Below are 18,000 nucleotides of genomic sequence, written 5' to 3'. Positions count from 1 at the left end.
CGCCGGTCTCTCCGTCAAATACACATCAACCTGCCCTCAACCCGCCCATTGATAAAAGAAAATCATCTTCTTGGCGCGTCGGAGCAGTTGGCATGGTGTTTGCTGATCCCTGGTTACAAGCGGCAGAAAGCAGTCTGCATGATGCCGGTTCATGAAACGAACGGAACGGAGGCCACCTGACCGTTCGTCATCGGATCCGCGTTCTACCAAGCGGCCATGCATCCGCCGGCGGAAGGGTCAATCCCGATGTCACAGCTTGCAACCAACTCAAAGAGAAGGAAAATGCAATGACCAAGATTTCCGAAAGATCCTTTGAAACGATCGAAAACCCGGGGTCATCGCCGCTCAAGGTGCCAGATCAGTTCGGCGCATCTGTTGAAAAGGGGAACAAGAAGGTGACAGAGGCTTTTTTGAAATTTGCGTCCGGCGCTGAAGCGACACAGAAAATGCTGCCTCCGATCCTCGAAACGACAAGTCTATTCGGCAACGAATTGTGGTGGAAGACGATCGCTGCACTGCAGGCCGACGCCGAGGCCGGCTTCTCACATTTGCAAGCTTTGCTGGGCGCGAATTCGCCGTCGCAGATCCTCGAACAGCAGTCGACCTTTTTTCGCAAGCGGGTTGAGACAAGTTTGCAGCACGCCAAGGAAGTCCGGGAGCTCTCAAGCAGGGCGGTGGAGGAAATCTCAAAGCCGGTCAAGGATGCTTTTGACAAGGTCCTGACGAACCCCAAAGCGACGTAAAGTAGACTCGGCACTAAGATCAGGGCTGGACGAATCATGATCGGAGCCGCTTTCGAGGAGACAACATTATGCGGCCGACTGATGTTTCATCTGTTCGCGGCGCTGGCGAATTCCGGCGTGATCTGGTCAGAGAGCGGACCCGTGCCGGCCCGGAGGAACGTGGTAGGCGCGGCGGCGGCCGCCGCTGATAAGCTTGCCAGGGCCTCATCTGGTGGCTGGCCACAAAGTGCGCGAGGCCATCGCACCTTACGAGGCTCTTAGATGGTTACATGTGGGGGATAGTAAAATGATTGTAGCTGTTCCAAATAGCGGGGCGTCACGGATTAACCAATCCGGTGTAGAAGCATTACGAGAATTTCCTAACTTTCCGATAGGCGGGATCTTGTTCAAGGATATAGCGCCTATGCTGGCTGGTAGAGGTGCATTGGGCGAAGTCGTTTCTACCGTCGCAAGCCAAGTGTCGGGAACAGAAATCGATGCCATTTTGGCGGTTGATGCGCGTGGTTTCATCTTGGGCGCCTCATTGGCTGATAGGCTCGGTTGCGGTTTCATCATGGTAAGGAAACCCGGTAAACTGCCGGGGGACGTCCTCTCATTTGAATACAGCTGTGAATACTGCTCCGGAACCCTGGAGGTAACTGCCGGCCTCATCGGTGACGGCCTGCGATGCCTGATTGCTGATGACCTTCTAGCGACGGGTGGCACTGCTCGGGCGACTGGGAATTTTGTCAAGTCCCAAGGCGGAGAGATCGCCGGATACGCATTCATACTCGAAATCGAAGTTTTGAAAGGCAGGCGTCAATTGGACGACGCACCAGTGATCAGTGCGATGACGTGCTAGCGCAGCAACATAGACGTAAGGAGGCAAGCGCATGAATACCCCTGATTGGCTTTCGACACCGCAGGACGTGCATGTAGCCAGTCAGACGCTACAGGCCCTCGTCACAAGTGAACTTTCGAAACGAGTCGTCTCGGAAAACGAAATTAAAACGATCTATCTGTTTCTAACCCGCAAGTGCAATTTGGGATGCCACCACTGTTATATCGCAGGCGTCGGGCCCAAGGCCAAGGGCATTGATTTCAACCTGGAGGCGATCCAAGGACTGATCGAGCAAGCACTACCCAATGGGCTGCGCAAGGTTAAGGTTTCCGGGGGTGAACCGATGGTTCACAAGGAATTCATGGCAGTCATGGAATATCTCGCATCCTGTGGGCTGAAGGAGCTGGTTTTCGAGACGAATGGAACCCTCTTTGACGAGTTCACGATCGAGCAGCTAAGTAGGCTCCCCAATTTGACGGTCTTCATCAGCCTCGACCATTTCGACCCAGAGGCGCACGACGCTTTCAGAGCAAAATCGGGTGCGTTCGCCAAGACTGCGATTGTCCTGCAGCGGCTTGGAAAAACTGACATCTCTACGGTGGTAACGACGACTGCCTATCGCAACAACTATGACAAGGTGATTTCGATTATAGATTTGGTGCTCGGCTGGGGCATCAAGAAGCATCGGACGCTGCTCAACATACATCCGATGGGCAACGCGCGCAGCCATGAGGACAATGCGATAAGCTTGGAGGAATGCAAGCTACTGATAGGCGATCTTTTGAAATCTCCCCATTTTGAGAGTGGCGCTGCATACATGACTCTGCCGCCGGCTCTGATGCCTCTCAAGTATCTGAACGGCGTGCATACTTGCGGTTGGGGCGACAACGTACTGGGCATACTGTCGAACGGACAAGTTTCGATGTGCAGTGCCTCCTACGATGATCCGGAAATGATCGCCGGCAATGCCTTCGAAATGCCCTTGATGGAAATCTGGCGCAACAGCCCGTTCTTCCATGAGCTACGCGAGGTGGTGAGTGGCGAGGTTAAGGGCGTCTGCGGCAACTGCGTGTTTTATCCAGTCTGTCGCGGCGTCTGCAAGATGAGTAGCTGGTCGCACTATGGTGAAAAGGACGCGCCCTATCCGCTGTGCCAGGAACTTTACAATAACGGAGGTTTTCCGGAGTACGCCCTGGTGGACCCGACGAAAGATTCCACCTACCGCCGCGGAGTTATAGCGAAAGAGCGTCGGCCCGCCGCCGAAGCTCCTGTCTATAACTTCTCGGAGGAAATCGCGGCTGCTGCGCAACACACTCACTAACGCAGGAGGCGCGACGTAATAATTGCTGTGTCGACGACGTAATTTAACCAGGTCAACAAAAATAACGTGGAGGATTGAGGATGAGCAGAGCTTTCCGAGGTGCGGCGGGTGTGGCGCACACACTTGCGAACAACGCGATACGATCCGGCAACAAAGCAGCCGCCCAGCAAGCCCAGGTGATTTCTCGTCTTGCGGAAGGACTCGCCCGGCTGCAGGCGGGTTTGGATGACCAAGCTCAGCAATTGACGGCTGGCCTTGTAAAATTAGAGCAATCGCTAAAGGTGTCACGCAGATCGCAACGGTCGAAATCCGGCTCACTCGCTGCTAACGGCGAACTACAAGACTACTACGTTGATATAACCGCCTCGAAGAAATTTGGCAAAGCCAATTGGCCGCGCGCCGCCGATTCAGGTCTTGTAGGACGCCGCATTGGGCGAGGACCGGTTAGGATGACTGGTTCCGACACACAATCGGCAAAGGCGGTTACCGCCGCATTCGCCAAACTTCTCTCGGCTCAGGCACAATTGCTGCAGATACGCAGTGAAGTGGAAGACCTCAAGAAGGTTCAGAGGTAGCGGCAATGGCTAGTTCCCGACTGTTTGGCTACGCCGTTGACGAAGAGGATGGCAAGCTGGTAATCGTGATTGACGGATTGCTTGCCGAAAGTTGCATCCGGCAAATTCGGGACAGCGCCCAGACGGGCCGCGGTGGTGAACTCTTGTCGCGATTGCTGCCGGTAAGTTCGGTTTACAAGCTTATGTCTGGACAAGAGGAACGCGCTGAAGAAACGCTCAGCCTTGAACAGTTGCTTGGACAAAACGTCGACCAGAGTTTCGCTTCCTTCGAACAACAGTTCGCCGACCTGAGGCAGACACTAGCCGAATTCGGCAGCCCGGAAAGTTCGAAATAAATCACGCAGCCGTATCAGGAGTCTCCGCGATGCTTCGGTTGTCACCAGAAGACTCTATTTTGCTGATCACCTGCCGGGCCTACCTACGACCCGAGGATGAAGAGCGTTTGGTCCGTCTCTGCAAGGAGCCTGTCAACTGGCCCTATGTGGTATGGCGCGCCGAGCATAATCGGACGGTGCCGCTGCTTGAGAATCACTTGCGCCGCCTCGATTTGTTGACACTATTGCCTACTGAGGCGGCGCATTACGTTCAGTGCTGGACTGTCATGTCAAAGGTCAGGTCCGCACTCGAATTTCGCAATCTGCCAGAAATCATGGATGCGCTGGATCGGGCCGGCATCGCCTGGTTCCTGGTGAAGGGACCAGATCTCGCGCTTCTCCACTATCCCGATCCACTCCTACGGCCGATGACCGATCTCGACATCATGGTCAAGCCCGCTGACGCGCAGCGCGTGCAGCGGCTCATGTTCGATCTCGGCTACCGGCACGGTATTTTCGACCCTTCAAATGGCAACTGGCATCCGGAACGAAAGGAACTCGATGACGAAACCTTCCGCGAAAGCTATTCCTTGCCGGTGTTTGTAAGGATAGAATCCGTTGAATCTCCGTTCCCTGGTCCCGCGGTGCCACGCCAGCTGCGCTACCGCCACGTAAAGGGATACATCGATTCCGCGAAGAAGCTGCACATGCCCATCTTCATTGATATGCATGTAAATCTCTCCGTCGGCATCGATGTCGAAGACATATGGTCAGGCGTGCGTCTTGCAAACGGTCTAGGCCGCATATTGCAGGTCCAATCCGCGACTGGCGCCGTCTGGTTCCTTTCGGCCAGGCTTTATCACGAGGCCTTCCTTTATAATTCGCTTCGACTATTGATGTTCGGCGATCTTCATGCGGTTCTACACAAAGAAATGGCGAATATTAGCTGGGCGGAGGTCGCTGCGATAGGTTACAAATACGAGATGAGGCCGGCGTTATATTTCGTCCTGACGCAGATGAAGCGCATCTGTGGGATAGACATACCGTCCGAGTTCCTAGAGCTCATTCGACCTGATCAAACCGAGGTACCACTTCAACATGATTGGGGCGACGTGTTGCCCAAACTGCTGTCTATTCCCACTGTTAACGATCTTGAGCTGGCGTAAATATGGCGCCCGAGTCACCATATCGTACAGATCCTGCGGCGAACGACCTTCGTATCGCAGCAACCGAAACCTCTGCAAAGTTTGCGTCAACAGTCCATCGGGCCCTCACGCGGTCAGGAATAACGATCCTAAACACGCAGGTGTTCAGCAATGGCCAGATGGCTGTCACTCCGCGCGACGGCGGGCTTGGCGGAAATGTGGTGGTCGTGCAAACATTTCCTGACAGCGTTCATGATCGTCTTTTCGAGTTGTTCCTAGCGCTTGGTGCCGTGCGGGCGCGGGGTCCCCGCACGATTACCGCTGTTCTTCCCTACCTCCCATATTCGCGTTCGGATCGCCCTGCCTTCGACGGCGGACCTGTACCGGTGCGAATCCTTGCGGGGATTATCGAAACGCTCGGTATAGATCGGCTGATAACTTTCGAACTCCATGTTCCTCAGCTGTGCGCCGCATTTGCCTGTCCTGTCGTCAATCTTCAGTTCGCTCCCGCCCTAGTTCGCCATCTCGGTTCTGCGGCCGTCGATGGCGACATGGTCGTTTCACCGGACTTCGGCGGAGCGAAGCGAGCTGAGCACTTGGCGGCCCTGCTCGGCTGCCCATTCGCTGTCATGCGCAAGCACCGCAGAGACGATGATGACTTTCGGGAGAGCGTCGAGATTCTGGGGGACGTTGCTGGCCGGACGATCATCCTGATTGACGACGAAATCAACAGTGGTCAGACGGCTTTTTCAGCCGCCGCACATCTCAAAGCGGCAGGCGCTCGCAAGATAACCCTTGCCGCAGCCCATGCCATATTCACGCCGTCGCTGAACGAAAACTGGGGACGGTCTCAGATCGACCGCATCGTTGTGACCGACAGCGTCGGACGTACCGACAATTTCCCCGACAGTGTCGAAGTAGTCTCGATCGGCAACGAAATTGCAGGCGCGCTGCAGGCACGCTGAGAAGCATTACCTGAAATCTAGCATCACGCGATTAACACGTGGATCGAGCGCCTGCTCGAATGCCTCTTGGGCGTTTGACGAGGGCCAAAGATTGACCTGCAGCACGTCGAAGCGTGCGGCATGTTCAACGATGGTTCGAATGGCATTTCTCACGTCGTCCGCGCTTTGGGCTATGGTGCCGATCAGTTCAATTTCCCGGTAATGCAGAAAGTTAGCGCCTACCGATAACAAATCGGACGTCGGAATCGATTGGTAGAGTACAATCCTGGCACCGCGTGACGCCGCAGCTATGGCCCCCTGAATGCCTCTGACACCGAAGCGCGTGCAAAAGATGCAGTCGAAGCCCCAGCCATCCGTTAATTTCTCGACGAGTTTCGGATCAGACAGAGAATGAACTGACCCCGTTGCATGGGCGCCGGTCGACATCACAGGCCCATGCGTTGCCACGTCGTCATCGAAAAGGTAAACGTCGCATCCTTTGGTTGTCAGAAGTATCGAATGGAGAAGGCCCATCGTGCCTCCGCCGATGACGGCCACAGTGTCTCCAGCCTTTGCACGCGCCCTATTTATGCCGCGTGCCACGCAGGCGACAGGTTCAACTAACGCGGCACGCTCGGGAGCCAAAAAGGAAGGTACGGAAAAAACCTGATAGGCGGGTACGCCCACAAAATTGGCCAATCCCCCCGGCCCCTGCGGCACCCCTCCTCTCGCTTTAGGATTTAAATATGCACAGTGGTTGTCCAGTCCGAGGCGGCAGGCACGACATTGGCCGCATCTGCGCATTAAAAGCACCGCAACGCGGTCTCCTACGCGCAGGCCATCCGGTACATCGTCCGGCAGAGACACGATCGTGCCTGACAACTCGTGCCCGCCCCAATAGGGGTAAGTCGGCTTGGCGCCCCGATAAACGCGTTGCTCCGGTGTGCAGAGTCCACACAACTCTATCCGCACACCGACTTCGGACGATACGGCGAGTGGAACCGACAATGTCCATTCTTCAACCTTGCGGGGGCAAGTAATTACGAGTCCACGAACCTCCATACGAGACCTCTCGCTCCCCGACACACCGACTATCCTAATATGTACACTTACTTGCATCCAGAATCTAGCCAACAACCACAGGCGGCAGTCAGAAAGCTGATGAAATCACGTGCCTTGCTGGCGGGCTTGCTTATGTCCTGGGTCTTGACAAGCTTCTCGGAGATATCGTCGGCGCAAACGGCAAAGGACGTTTCAAGCGGCAGAAGTGTTCCCTTGCGCAAGGAGCGACGAAACTATTGAAGGTAGAGTGGAGCGCTTGGGCCGCGTCAATGCCACCAGCCTCAAACACGAGCCGCGGTTTACCAGCCCGTTCTTCGATGCATCCTCATCTCTGCGAAGATGCCATGTCGCCTTCCCTCATCTGCCCGCGCGAACCCTCCTAAGAGCCTATCGCCACATCGTCCAAAGCTTCATCCTTCGTGGCGCACCGGTTCGAACCGAACAGACCAACAATCCGAGTCGCACCGAGAAGGATGACGGCAACTAGATCGGTAGTTGGGCGGCCGCAACATCAGAAAGGTCTCAGCGTTTGCTGGACGCGTGCCTGCGATGGCGGTGGTGGCAACGATCTTCTCTGGCTGCCCCAAGCGCGGGAGAGGCCATTCGACGCTAGCAAGAGTTCGCTCGAACCTGATATCCGTTACCGCAACGACTTCGCTGAGACCACCTCCCAGGCACCATTCTACGATGCCGGCGAACAAGGTCAGCGTTGCCTCGTGAACGGAACCATCTCCCCTCCCCTCCCCTCCACTCTTCGAGGTGTCGACGCAAAAGCGAGAACTCTAGACCATCAGGGGATTGGCGTTCAGGCGGCCCTTCGGGAGCAGAGACGGAAATACGTCTACCAGCATGGTCGGTCCCATCGCAGACAAATCGCGTGCACATCCTGCAAGTGGTCCAGCCGCGGTGACATCCAGGATGGCAGTCGGGGCGAGAGCGTCAACCCCATCTGCCTCGCACTCGTCGACTACTTCTACATCCCAAGTGCGAGTGGAAAAGATCCTCGCACGTAGCCTATGATCGTCCTGAAGCAGCTACGCTTCGTAGTAAATTTTTGGTGTCGAGATCGCGAATACCTGCATGAATTTCTCCGCCGCCGTTAGGCGCCGGGAACTCTGCACGAATTGGAATCGGGCGTCCGTTGTCGAATGCTTACGGTTTTGTGCGAGTGAGTCGCGGCAAGGGGATCACCGACTTTGCCGAGGTCTTCTGCTTTTCGTCTAAATCGCCGGGGCACATTTGTAGGATTCACAATAAAACACACCATGACCAATCGGTACCGCGGTCTTGCTAAGCTGCAGGATATAAACGGAAAAATCCATTTACTCTACGTTCCGGGTTTATCCACGTTAGCCTTTCGTTAACCTAAAACCCCTTGCTCAAAATGCAGAATCGGCTCTAATAGCTAGTGGCGGAACTTTAGCGGTTTCGCGAAAAGTTCCGCCACTTGCAGGAAATGGATTTTGAGATGGCGAAAACCGCAGCAAACACAGCGCCGGTCGTCGAAGGGTTGACCGCATTGATGGAGCGTCATGCTGACGCTCTCTCCAGCCAACTTCAAGCACATCATCTCAAGGTCTTCCCGCCGACGTCCGAAAAGGGCATTCGATCCTTTGCACCGTCAGAAGCCTCAAAATTGCTTGGCATCGGTGAGTCTTATCTTAGACAAACTGCTTCGGAAATGCCTGAACTGCACGTTAGTATGAGCCCTGGCGGTCGACGCACGTTCACGATCGAAGATATTCATTCAATCCGTAAGCACCTGGACCTGATTGGCCGCGGGAACCGGCGCTACCTGCCCCATCGTCGCACGGGGGAGCAGCTTCAAGTCGTCTCGGTGATGAATTTCAAAGGCGGCTCGGGCAAGACGACGACAGCCGCGCATCTGGCACAGTACCTGGCAATGCGTGGCTACCGGATTCTCGCGATTGATCTTGATCCCCAAGCAAGCCTTTCCGCACTCTTCGGCAGTCAGCCAGAAACTGACGTTGGTCCGAACGAAACACTCTATGGCGCCATCCGGTATGATGACGAGCAGGTCCCAATCGAGCAGGTTGTCCGAGGAACGTACATCCCGGATCTTCATCTAATTCCTGGCAATCTTGAACTGATGGAGTTTGAGCACGATACCCCGCGCGCGCTTATGAACCGGAAGGAAGGTGACACGCTTTTTTACGGTCGGATCAGTCAGGTCATCGAAGACATCGCGGACAACTACGATGTCGTCGTTATCGATTGCCCTCCCCAACTTGGCTATCTCACGCTTTCAGCTCTGACCGCCGCAACCTCGATCCTCGTCACCGTCCATCCCCAGATGTTGGATGTAATGTCGATGAACCAGTTTCTGGCGATGACCTCGAATCTCCTTCGGGAAATCGAGAACGCAGGCGCCCAGTTCAAGTTCAATTGGATGCGCTACCTCGTCACTCGTTTTGAACCGAGCGATGGCCCGCAGAACCAGATGGTGGGCTATCTGCGTTCGATCTTCGGCGAAAATGTCCTCAATTTTCCGATGCTCAAGACGACCGCCGTTTCGGACGCTGGCCTGACGAATCAAACCCTCTTTGAGGTTGAGCGCGGACAGTTCACGCGCTCGACCTATGATCGGGCCTTAGAGGCGATGAACGCCGTCAACGACGAGATCGAAACTCTAATCAAAAAAGCATGGGGTAGAACCACATGAGTCGGAAGCACCTCCTTGACGTCACCACGGACGCGCCCGACAGCTCATCAGCTGCTGAACACAGAGCGGCAAAGACTCGCTCCATGCCGCTTCTCGGCGTGACCAGAAAAGAACGAGATCCAGCGACGAAGCTGACTGCAAACATCGGTAACGCGTTGCGCGAGCAAAATGATCGTCTTGGTCGTGCCGAGGAGATCGAGCGGCGTCTCGCCGAAGGTCAGGCCGTGGTTGAACTGAACGCGTCGTCAATCGAGCCGTCCTTCGTTCAGGATCGCATGCAAGGTGATATCGAAGGACTTCTTGCATCCATCCGCGAGCAAGGACAGCAGGTCCCAATCCTTGTGAGACCTCATCCCGTTAAACCCGCGCACTACCAAGTTGCCTTTGGACACCGCCGGCTGCGCGCCGTTTCGGAGCTAGGACTGCCGGTCAAGGCGGTTGTTCGAGACTTGACGGACGAGCAGTTGGTTGTCGCACAGGGTCAGGAAAACAATGAGCGCGAAGACCTCACCTTCATCGAAAAGGCACGTTTCGCACACAAGCTAAACAAGCAGTTTCCACGAGAAATCGTCATCGCGGCTATGTCAATCGATAAAAGCAACTTGTCGAAGATGCTCCTGCTTGTTGACGCCCTCCCCTCTGAATTGATCGATGCCATCGGCGCCGCTCCAGGCGTTGGACGCCCAAGTTGGCAGCAATTGGCAGAGCTGGTTGAGAAAGCATCGCCTCCGGCAGGCGCTGCGAAATATGCTGCCTCGGAGGAGGTGCAGGCGCTGCCGTCGTCGGAACGGTTCAAGGCAGTGATCGACCATCTGAAACCGCGTCGGACTGCGCGCGGGTTGCCAGACGTCCTGTCGACCCCCGATGGCGACAGGCTTGCGCAGGTCACGCAGAGCAAGAGCAAGCTAGAAATTACCATTGACAGGAAAGCCACGCCGGATTTCGCGGCTTTCGTACTCGAGCATTTGCCGGCGCTTTACCAGGAGCATCGCGCAAAGCATCAACGGAAACAGGGAGTGTAACCCGCAAAAGAAAAGAGCTCCCTCAACGTCGCCGTCGTGGAAGCCCTTCTGTCTCTGTAGCAAGAACAGAATCGCATTTCCTCGAATCCTCGTCAAGAGTCTTTGGCGCCGTTTTGGTGAGCGAATTTCCTTTGCCTGCTGAAAGGTGAGAGACAATGCAGTCGGGGAATGTAGCGACGCCGTTCGGGCGGCGGCCAATGACGCTTGCGCTCGTGCGGCGCCAGGCGGCAATGGAAATCAAGCATGGAAAAGCTGCCGATAAGTGGAAAGTGTTGAGAGACGCTTCCGCCGCGATGGAACTGCTCAAGATCCAGTCGAACAGTCTGGCTGTTCTTGACGCACTTTTGAGTTTTTATCCTGACAATGAGTTGCGTCAGGATGCACAATTGATTGTCTTCCCCTCGAATGCCCAACTGGCGCTTCGGGCGCATGCAATGGCGGGCGCAACGTTGCGGCGGCATATTGCCATTCTGGTGGAGTCGGGGTTGATCGTCCGTAAGGATAGCGCCAATGGCAAGCGCTTCGCCCGCAAGGGCGACGATGGCCAGATCGAGAATGCTTTTGGCTTCGACCTGTCGCCCCTCCTGGCGCGATCGGAAGAGTTGGCGATGTTGGCGCAAAGAGTGGCGGCCGAGAGAGCCTCGCTCAGGAAAGCCAAAGAGAGCCTTACAATTTGCCGGCGGGATGTTCGCAAACTTATTACTGCTGCAATGGTCGAGGGCGCCGACGGCGATTGGAAGACGACCGAGGACATCTACATTGCGCTCGCGAGCAGAATTCCGCGCGTTCCGACCCTTGAAGGGGTCACTAGCGTTCTCAATGAAATGGAGATGCTCCGTGAGGAAGTGCTTAATCGTTTGGAAAACCTCGAGAATGCTGAAAAAATTAGCACCAATGCTGCTCATATCGAGCAGCACATACAGAATTCAAAACCCGAATCCGTAAATGAATCTGAACCACGCTCCGAAAAGGAGCAGGGGGCAAAGGCGAGCTTGAGCCTTCAGCCGAAGAATGAATCGCAAAGGGCGTTCCCCTTGGGATTGGTGCTCAAGGCGTGCCCGATGATCAGCGACTATGCACCGCGCGGCGTGGGAAGCTGGCGAGATCTGATGTCTGCCGCTGTGGTGGTTCGATCTATGCTGGGGGTAAGCCCTTCCGCCTACCAGGATGCCTGCGAGGCGCTAGGACCGGAGAATGCTGCGGTGGCAATTGCGTGCATCCTGGAAAGGGCTAACTTCATCAACTCTCCTGGAGGCTATCTGCGGGATCTAACGCGCCGAAGTGAGCGCGGTGAATTCTCGCTTGGCCCGATGATAATGGCGTTGTTGAAGGCCAACGGGCAAGGCGGTTTGAGGGCTGGGTAAGTGCGGCTGATCGTTATTCCTGCCGTTGAGGATTTCGGTTGTGGTCAGCTGACCACCAAGCTAACCTCTTGGAAAACACCAACTTTCAAAGGCGGCTTGTCGCAGGCATTGTGCCGGTTACCGTCTGGCTCCCGAGCCAAATGACGCCTCTTAGGGGAACAGTAGACCGTGATCTCAATACGAACGCGCCCAAGGTCGCGCACGAACAAGACCAGGAGCGAAGTCTTCGCACGAAATGGCAGCCGCCTTTCATCAATTCATTGGCACCGGCGCGGCAAATCGCAAGGCGGCCGGCTGTGCCGGCTAATCGCGAGTGGGCGATGGCGCCGCATGGATAGGACGCAATAGGAACAACTACCTGCTGCCATCCGCAGCGCCGGAATCTACGGGGCTGATTCGCGGCGGCACTTCCACAACACTGGGAGAATTCATCAACCGCTATCTTGGGCGAGGTGACGCAATGAGCCACTCGACCCTATGGTCTTTTGACCAGGCAAGAATGGCATTCGAGGTGAGTTTGGTGCCGTTGTCGGAGAGATCATTGCGAGTTTCGAGCGAGGCGACGACCGGAGATCGAGGTGTCCGGGGATCGCCGCGAGGCATTCTCGCGTCGCGTCATCGACGATGTTGAGCACGCGAAACCCCCTTCCGTAAGCGAACTTGCAGGCACGCGCGCACCGATCCTGGCCAACGCGAAGGCTCTGCCCGCTGGTCGCTGGATTTTGTTCGTGACCAAAAGCAAATGATCCAGTGGAACATTTCTCCACCGAACGACTGAGGCATATACCTATCTCGCAAGGCCCAGCCATCGGCACAGTATTTGAGTCCGTTGAAGAAGGTGATGGGTCCAGGCGGCTTGGAGGAGGCATAGCCGTTCCAGCCGCCGAGTTTGGCGACGATCCAAGCGGCCCAGGCGAGCGAAGCTTTGGGATGGGGATTGGATTGCAGCTTGGTCTTGCCCTTGAAGCGGCTTTCGAGGGCGGCGAGCGTGTTGATCTCGTGGGGACTGACTGCCAGGCTTGCCGGGTGAGGATCGCCGCCACTGCGGTCCTGCACGAGTTGGAGGACGATTGCCGCGGCCTTGGCGGCGATGGCGACGAGCTTTTCCAGCCGCGGCGCTAACTGCAATTGGCTGTCTTCGATCTTGAAGCCCTGCGTCTTCATCACCCGGAAGAACTGCTCGATCATCCAGCGCTGCTTGTACCAAGCGACGATCTGCCAGGCGTCAGTCGCACTGGAGAGCGCATGGGTGGTCAAGAGCAGCCAATGCAAGGGCTCGACACCGTCGGGTGCGTCCGGTTCGACGACCTCGACCCAACTGAGCCTAACCCCGTCGGGCAGCCCTTCTTCGCGCAGGTTTTGCGGTCGCCTGATCGTCGCCTGGCCGAAGCGCAGGCACAACGTTGCCTGCCGCGCCGGACGGTCGGCGCGCTCGCGCAGCTCGATCGTTTGGGTGTCGCAGAACCGAACTGTCTCTACGACATCACGCAGTTTAGAGCCGCCGATGAGTGCATGGTCATGCATGACGCGCGACAAAAGATCGAAGCGTTGGTCGGGCAGGCGCGCCCACATCATAAAGAAGTCGCCCTATTGCGCGACCTCGCGACCGGCGACCGGCGACCGGCGACCGGCGGCTTCGGCGGGGGGGGAGCGCCGTTGGGGTCGACCGCATCTACGGGCTCTATCGCGAAGAAGGACTTTCCGTTCGCAAGCAGAAAAGCCGGGGCGGCACTGTCGGCACGCGTGGCCCGATCCTGGTCGAAGCGAAGGCCAATGCCCGAAGCTCGCTGAATCTCGTTCACGACCAGTTCGCTTGCGGAAGGCGGTTTCGCGTGCTCAACTTCGTCGAAGACGTGACCCGCGAATGCCTGGCGGCGATCCCGTGCACCTCGATCTTGCGTCGTCGCGTCGCTCGCGAACTGTCGGTCCTCATCGAACGGCGCGGCAAACCGGGGATGATCGTCTCCGACAACGGCACGGAATTCACCTCGAATGCCATCCTTGCCAGGTCGAAGGATCATAGTGTCGAGTCGCACGGCATCACGCCGGGAAGCCGATGCAAAACGCTAATGTCGAGAGCTTCAACGGCCGGATGCGGGACGAGATGGTCAACCAAAGCCTGTTCCTCGGCTGCGATTATGCCCGAAGCGCCATTGCTGGGCCGACGATTACAACCACTTCCGGCCGCACTCATCGCTCGGACCAGACCCGGGCACGTGATGCAGATACCATTGCCGCAACCGGCTCCAACGCTGCGCGAGATGAAAGCTTCGCGTTTCCGCCACTTGGCGTACTCGGAGCGCGCAGGCTCTAGTTGTGAGCTTTCGGGAGGTTGTCCATTCAAAGCGGATTTAGGAGACTGGAGCTATCACACCTCGAGTCGGAAGGATCGCCGCGAATGAACATTCATAAGAATGCCCGACTGACGCCGTTGCGCCGGGAACAAATGGCGCTTGCTGTTATCGAAGGGCATCTGACCCAGGCTCAGGCAGCACAGGCCTATGGCGTCGCGGCCAAGATCGTCGCCCGTTGGGTCGAGCGTTTCAAGGCCGGTGGTCGAGAGGCGATGCTCGATCGTTCCTCCCGACCTCATGCCATGCCCCGGCAGACCAGTCAGGCGCTGGCGGAGCGCATCATCACGCTTCGCCGCCAGCGCCTGACTGGCAAGCACATCGCGATCGAAACCGGTGTATCTGCAGCGACGGTGAGCCGGGTTCTCAAGCGCGCAGGCCTCTCCCGCCTCAAGGATATCGAGCCGGCCGAGCCTGTGCGTCGTCATGAACGCCAGGCTCCCGGCGAGATGATTCATATCGACATCAAGAAGCTCGGCCGGTTTCATGAGGTCGGCCACCGCATCACCGGCGATCGCACTCGCCAGAGTTCGCGCAGAGGCAAGAGTTGGGGCGCCGGTTGGGAATGCGTTCATGTGGCCATCGACGATGCCTCTCGCATCGCTTTCTCACAGATATCGCCGGACGAGACGAAAGAAAGCGCCGTGGCCTTCTTGAAGGCGGCATTGGCCTATTATGCCAGCCTCGGGATCGCGGTCGAGCGCGTCATGACCGACAATGGTCCCTGCTACACATCAAAGCCATTCGGCCAAGCTTGTCGCGACAACGGCCTCAAGCACGTTCGCACCAGACCATATACGCCTAAAACCAACGGAAAGGCCGAACGCTTCATCCAGACCGCCCTCAGAGAGTGGGCCTACGCCGTCGCCTATCCCAACTCGGACATGCGCGCCGCCGAACTGCCACGATGGCTTCATCGCTACAATTGGCACAGGCCTCACGGAAGTCTAAACTCAAAACCACCAATCACTAGGCTCGCTCTTACCCAGGACAACCTGTTGAGGCTCCACATCTAGTCGCCGCCGGAGAGGATTGAGTGCTAGGTCAGCGGGTCCACTGATCGAGGTTTTTCGCCAGACTCTGCTGTCGTGGGCCAGCAAGTCTTTTGGGGTGGGACGCACTGCCAACAGCTGCTTTTCCGGTGGTCAGCTGACCACGGCTACAACACTCTGAAAAGAAACGACATTTTCGGGCGCTACTATGGACGGCGCATGACCCGCTCCTCGCGCCACCTCTCACAAGATCGGTTGTGTAGAGATAGGTACCGTCCTGTCGCCGCCATGGGTCGCGGGGTCTTGGCGGTCATTTTTGATCGTACATGACGTTCTAAGGGCATTGGTCATGGTTGCCCGGGTAGAATGGCCGACAGCCCTTCTATGCGGCTGGTGTAGTAAGGTCAGTTGATGCACGGAGCCGATTGAGCGGCTTCGTGTTCGAACGAACAATCGCGGTGTTTGTCACGACTGAAAGGAGACATTGCTTTGTAATCTTAACGGCGGTCTCCGCAGGATGCTTCAGGACGAAGACCTCCCAGGCTTCGAGGACAGTCGAAATTTGCTGGTCGTAAAACGAATGTTTGCAGATCTTCGGCCGTAATCATTCTTGTAGGAAATATAGCTGGCGGCGCGGACAAATGGCTCAATCAAATTGTCGAGCATCCTTGAAAGAACGCCGAAACGCGGACGGATTGTAAAAGAAACAAATACTGTCTGACTGAGTTCCGGCTCGCGCCCGAATTCGTCGTGCAGCCGAGACGGCTTTTTGGTAGCGAGGGGAGCGGCTGTCCTCTGCTTTTACCCGCGCCGCCGAGGGTCATGGCCCGCGCGCCTCTGCGGATCATAATCACCGCGGCTGAAGCCTTCAGCACGTTCCGGGGGAGGGGGCGAGCAGGCGGAGGAAGCCGGCTCCGCGGCGAGGATGTAGGCGCTGAGCTGAAACCGCGGAGCGATAGCGACTAGCGGTCCTGGCGCTACAGATCCCCAAAGGCCGGACCTGACGGCTATGCAGTCGAATAGCGACAAGAAAAGACTCTCTGCCATCGGGCGTCGGATGAACCATGCCCTCAACGGCGAATGAGGCCAAATCGGTGGGCTTCGTCCAGCAGGACCCGCACCGAGGACGGTTGCCAGTTCTTGCCGCTGCGCACAGGCCGTTCTCCCATCTGGTCCAGTTGCGCGGCAATGTCGCGCAGCGACAGGTTGGGATCGGCAATGGCAATTGCCGCCACCAGCTTCATCAGATAGTCTTCGGGAGCCCGGCGAGGGGATCGAGCAAGGAGTTCCTTCTCCGCGAGCTTTTCGCGTACCATGCGATGAACAGCGCGACGAAGGCGTTCGACGGTCCAGTCGTGGCCACGGCGATTGAGAACCCGCACGACATTGTCCCAACTGTGCTGCGGCCGGAGTTGACGCACCATCGGCAGCCACGTCTGCGCCGATGCAATGAGTTCATCGAGATAGAGCTTCTCCCGTGCCTGCGAGATTGCCTTGATCGCCTCCGGCCGTCGTTCTCGCAGACCGGGATTTCCAGGAAGCTTGCCGCGTGCCTTCGCCGCCTTAATGCCGGCTTTGGTACGCTCAGCGATTAGCGCCCGCTCGAGCTGCGCGACGGCGCCGAGGACCTGAAGGGAAAACATGCCCTGCGGGGTCGACGTATCGATTGGATCGCGGATCGACCGGAAATGCACGCCGCGGACCTCGAGGTCCTCGATCACCGACAAGAGATGACTGACGGATCGGGCCAGTCGATCGAGGCGCACGACAATGAGGACGTCGCCGGCGCTAAGTTCAGCGAGTAATCGCGTCAGCACCGGTCGAGCCCGCGATGCTCCGGAACCATGCTCCTGATGGATCCGATCGCAGCCGGCTGCACGCAGCTCGTCCAACTGGGCATCGTGGACCTGTTCATCCGTCGACACCCGGGCATAACCGATCAGCCGCTTGGGAGATTGTTGGTTGTCAAATGTTTGTGGCTTTGCCATCGCGCTTGTAACGGCCCTGTCTCGAAGTAGTTTGTACAGATAAGGCATGCGTTAGAAATCGAACAGTTGCAAGCGTGTTTTAGCCATTGAATAGCGGCCCGTCAGACTCAAAATGCTACCGCGGACGAGCAACGGAGCGTCCGCGGTGGCAAATGCGCGTCAGCGGGCTTCCAGGGCGGAAATGCTGGAAAAACAGCGGCTTTGGTGATGGCTGCGGGCGGAGAAGCCTGCTGAAGGGCGCCGGCGCTCAATTCCGGAAATGAGGACCGGCCATGTGTGCCGACGGCGGCCGTCGAATTTTGCGATTGAGAGTCCGGTCATCCCGGGCGAAATTGCCCTAAATGCCCGGATTTCCGGGCGAATCCGCCGATCCAGGACGACCGACATCGCTGATTTGCGGCGTTATAGCAATTACTTCCGATAAGCATTACTTATCGGAGGTGATTGCCTCAAAAAAACGCCCTCGGTGCGACGGAAGTAAGGGCCAAGTTCAATTCCTTATTCCAAAAGAACGTGGTTAATTCAAATGGTTAACGAACCGTAAATTCGACGCCGTCGCCGATTTGCCAGGCACCCGGGATCCGGCGTTGTGAATTTCAGCTAGGGATTTCATTCAAGCGCCAGCTGAAAATCGGACGCCATCTCCGCAGGTCAAGACTGGCTGCGAGTGACTAAG

At 56.9% G+C, this 18,000-nt stretch carries 14 protein-coding genes and 3 pseudogenes; 12 read left to right on the top strand and 5 right to left on the bottom strand.

The annotated features are described in order from the left end of the window. The first annotated feature begins 287 nt into the window (after positions 1–287). From GA0061105_RS26390 to prs, 7 genes are all read left to right on the top strand, one after another. On the top strand, positions 288–743 hold the full coding sequence (locus tag GA0061105_RS26390; RefSeq protein WP_092753784.1) for a phasin: 456 nt from the start codon (positions 288–290) through the stop codon (positions 741–743). 286 nt (positions 744–1,029) lie between these two features. Next, positions 1,030–1,584: an adenine phosphoribosyltransferase gene (locus tag GA0061105_RS26385; protein WP_004672710.1), complete on the top strand. Its 555-nt coding sequence runs from the start codon at positions 1,030–1,032 to the stop codon at positions 1,582–1,584. A 31-nt stretch (positions 1,585–1,615) separates the two neighbouring features. Then, positions 1,616–2,884, top strand: a complete 1,269-nt coding sequence (locus GA0061105_RS26380; protein ID WP_004672712.1) for a radical SAM/SPASM domain-containing protein — start codon at positions 1,616–1,618, stop codon at positions 2,882–2,884. Between the two features lie 80 nt (positions 2,885–2,964). Further along, entirely contained in the window at positions 2,965–3,459 is a 495-nt protein-coding gene (locus GA0061105_RS26375; RefSeq protein ID WP_004672713.1) for a hypothetical protein, read from the top strand. A gap of 5 nt (positions 3,460–3,464) precedes the next feature. Next, on the top strand, positions 3,465–3,794 hold the full coding sequence (locus tag GA0061105_RS26370; protein ID WP_004672714.1) for a hypothetical protein: 330 nt from the start codon (positions 3,465–3,467) through the stop codon (positions 3,792–3,794). A 29-nt stretch (positions 3,795–3,823) separates the two neighbouring features. Further along, a complete protein-coding gene (locus GA0061105_RS26365; protein ID WP_004672715.1) occupies positions 3,824–4,939 on the top strand; it encodes a nucleotidyltransferase family protein in 1,116 nt (371 codons plus the stop codon). A gap of 2 nt (positions 4,940–4,941) precedes the next feature. Further along, positions 4,942–5,883, top strand: a complete 942-nt coding sequence (gene prs / locus GA0061105_RS26360; RefSeq protein WP_011053499.1) for a ribose-phosphate diphosphokinase — start codon at positions 4,942–4,944, stop codon at positions 5,881–5,883. 6 nt (positions 5,884–5,889) lie between these two features. On the opposite strand, the gene GA0061105_RS33820 is transcribed toward prs, so the two are convergent. Then, positions 5,890–6,924: a zinc-dependent alcohol dehydrogenase gene (locus GA0061105_RS33820; RefSeq protein ID WP_011053500.1), complete on the bottom strand. Its 1,035-nt coding sequence runs from the start codon at positions 6,922–6,924 to the stop codon at positions 5,890–5,892. Positions 6,925–7,334: 410 nt separating this feature from the next. Further along, positions 7,335–7,958: pseudogene (locus tag GA0061105_RS26350) on the bottom strand (acyl-homoserine-lactone synthase). A gap of 434 nt (positions 7,959–8,392) precedes the next feature. Between GA0061105_RS26350 and repA the strand changes: the two are divergent. The 3 genes from repA to repC all read left to right on the top strand — a co-directional run bounded on the left by repA (position 8,393) and on the right by repC (position 11,993). Further along, positions 8,393–9,607, top strand: a complete 1,215-nt coding sequence (gene repA / locus GA0061105_RS26345; RefSeq protein ID WP_011053501.1) for a plasmid partitioning protein RepA — start codon at positions 8,393–8,395, stop codon at positions 9,605–9,607. Continuing rightward, positions 9,604–10,629, top strand: a complete 1,026-nt coding sequence (gene repB / locus GA0061105_RS26340; RefSeq protein ID WP_004672729.1) for a plasmid partitioning protein RepB — start codon at positions 9,604–9,606, stop codon at positions 10,627–10,629. Before repA ends, repB begins: the two co-directional genes overlap by 4 nt. 155 nt (positions 10,630–10,784) lie before the next feature. Continuing rightward, positions 10,785–11,993: a plasmid replication protein RepC gene (gene repC, locus GA0061105_RS26335; RefSeq protein WP_011053503.1), complete on the top strand. Its 1,209-nt coding sequence runs from the start codon at positions 10,785–10,787 to the stop codon at positions 11,991–11,993. 450 nt (positions 11,994–12,443) lie between these two features. Here the strand turns inward: repC and GA0061105_RS26325 are convergent. After that, positions 12,444–12,655 (bottom strand): annotated as a pseudogene (locus GA0061105_RS26325) (IS3 family transposase); the annotation flags it as partial. Continuing rightward, positions 12,609–13,565, bottom strand: a complete 957-nt coding sequence (locus GA0061105_RS26320; RefSeq protein WP_258719862.1) for an IS4 family transposase — start codon at positions 13,563–13,565, stop codon at positions 12,609–12,611. The gene GA0061105_RS26320 and the pseudogene GA0061105_RS26325, both read right to left, overlap by 47 nt. 18 nt (positions 13,566–13,583) lie before the next feature. Here GA0061105_RS26320 and GA0061105_RS26315 point away from each other — a divergent pair. Both GA0061105_RS26315 and GA0061105_RS26310 read left to right on the top strand, forming a co-directional pair. After that, a pseudogene (locus tag GA0061105_RS26315) lies at positions 13,584–14,307 on the top strand (integrase core domain-containing protein); the annotation flags it as partial. A gap of 84 nt (positions 14,308–14,391) precedes the next feature. Continuing rightward, on the top strand, positions 14,392–15,360 hold the full coding sequence (locus GA0061105_RS26310; protein WP_011053284.1) for an IS481-like element ISRel2 family transposase: 969 nt from the start codon (positions 14,392–14,394) through the stop codon (positions 15,358–15,360). A 1,046-nt stretch (positions 15,361–16,406) separates the two neighbouring features. On the opposite strand, the gene GA0061105_RS26300 is transcribed toward GA0061105_RS26310, so the two are convergent. Further along, positions 16,407–17,324 carry a recombinase family protein gene (locus GA0061105_RS26300; RefSeq protein ID WP_092753782.1) on the bottom strand — a complete coding sequence of 306 codons (918 nt, stop codon included), beginning with the start codon at positions 17,322–17,324 and terminating at the stop codon, positions 16,407–16,409. Positions 17,325–18,000: the final 676 nt, after the last annotated feature.

Origin of the sequence: Rhizobium aethiopicum, from assembly GCF_900094625.1 — a bacterium.
GTDB classification, from domain to species: Bacteria; Pseudomonadota; Alphaproteobacteria; order Rhizobiales; family Rhizobiaceae; genus Rhizobium; species Rhizobium aethiopicum.
This window is presented reverse-complemented; position numbering and strand designations above follow the sequence as displayed.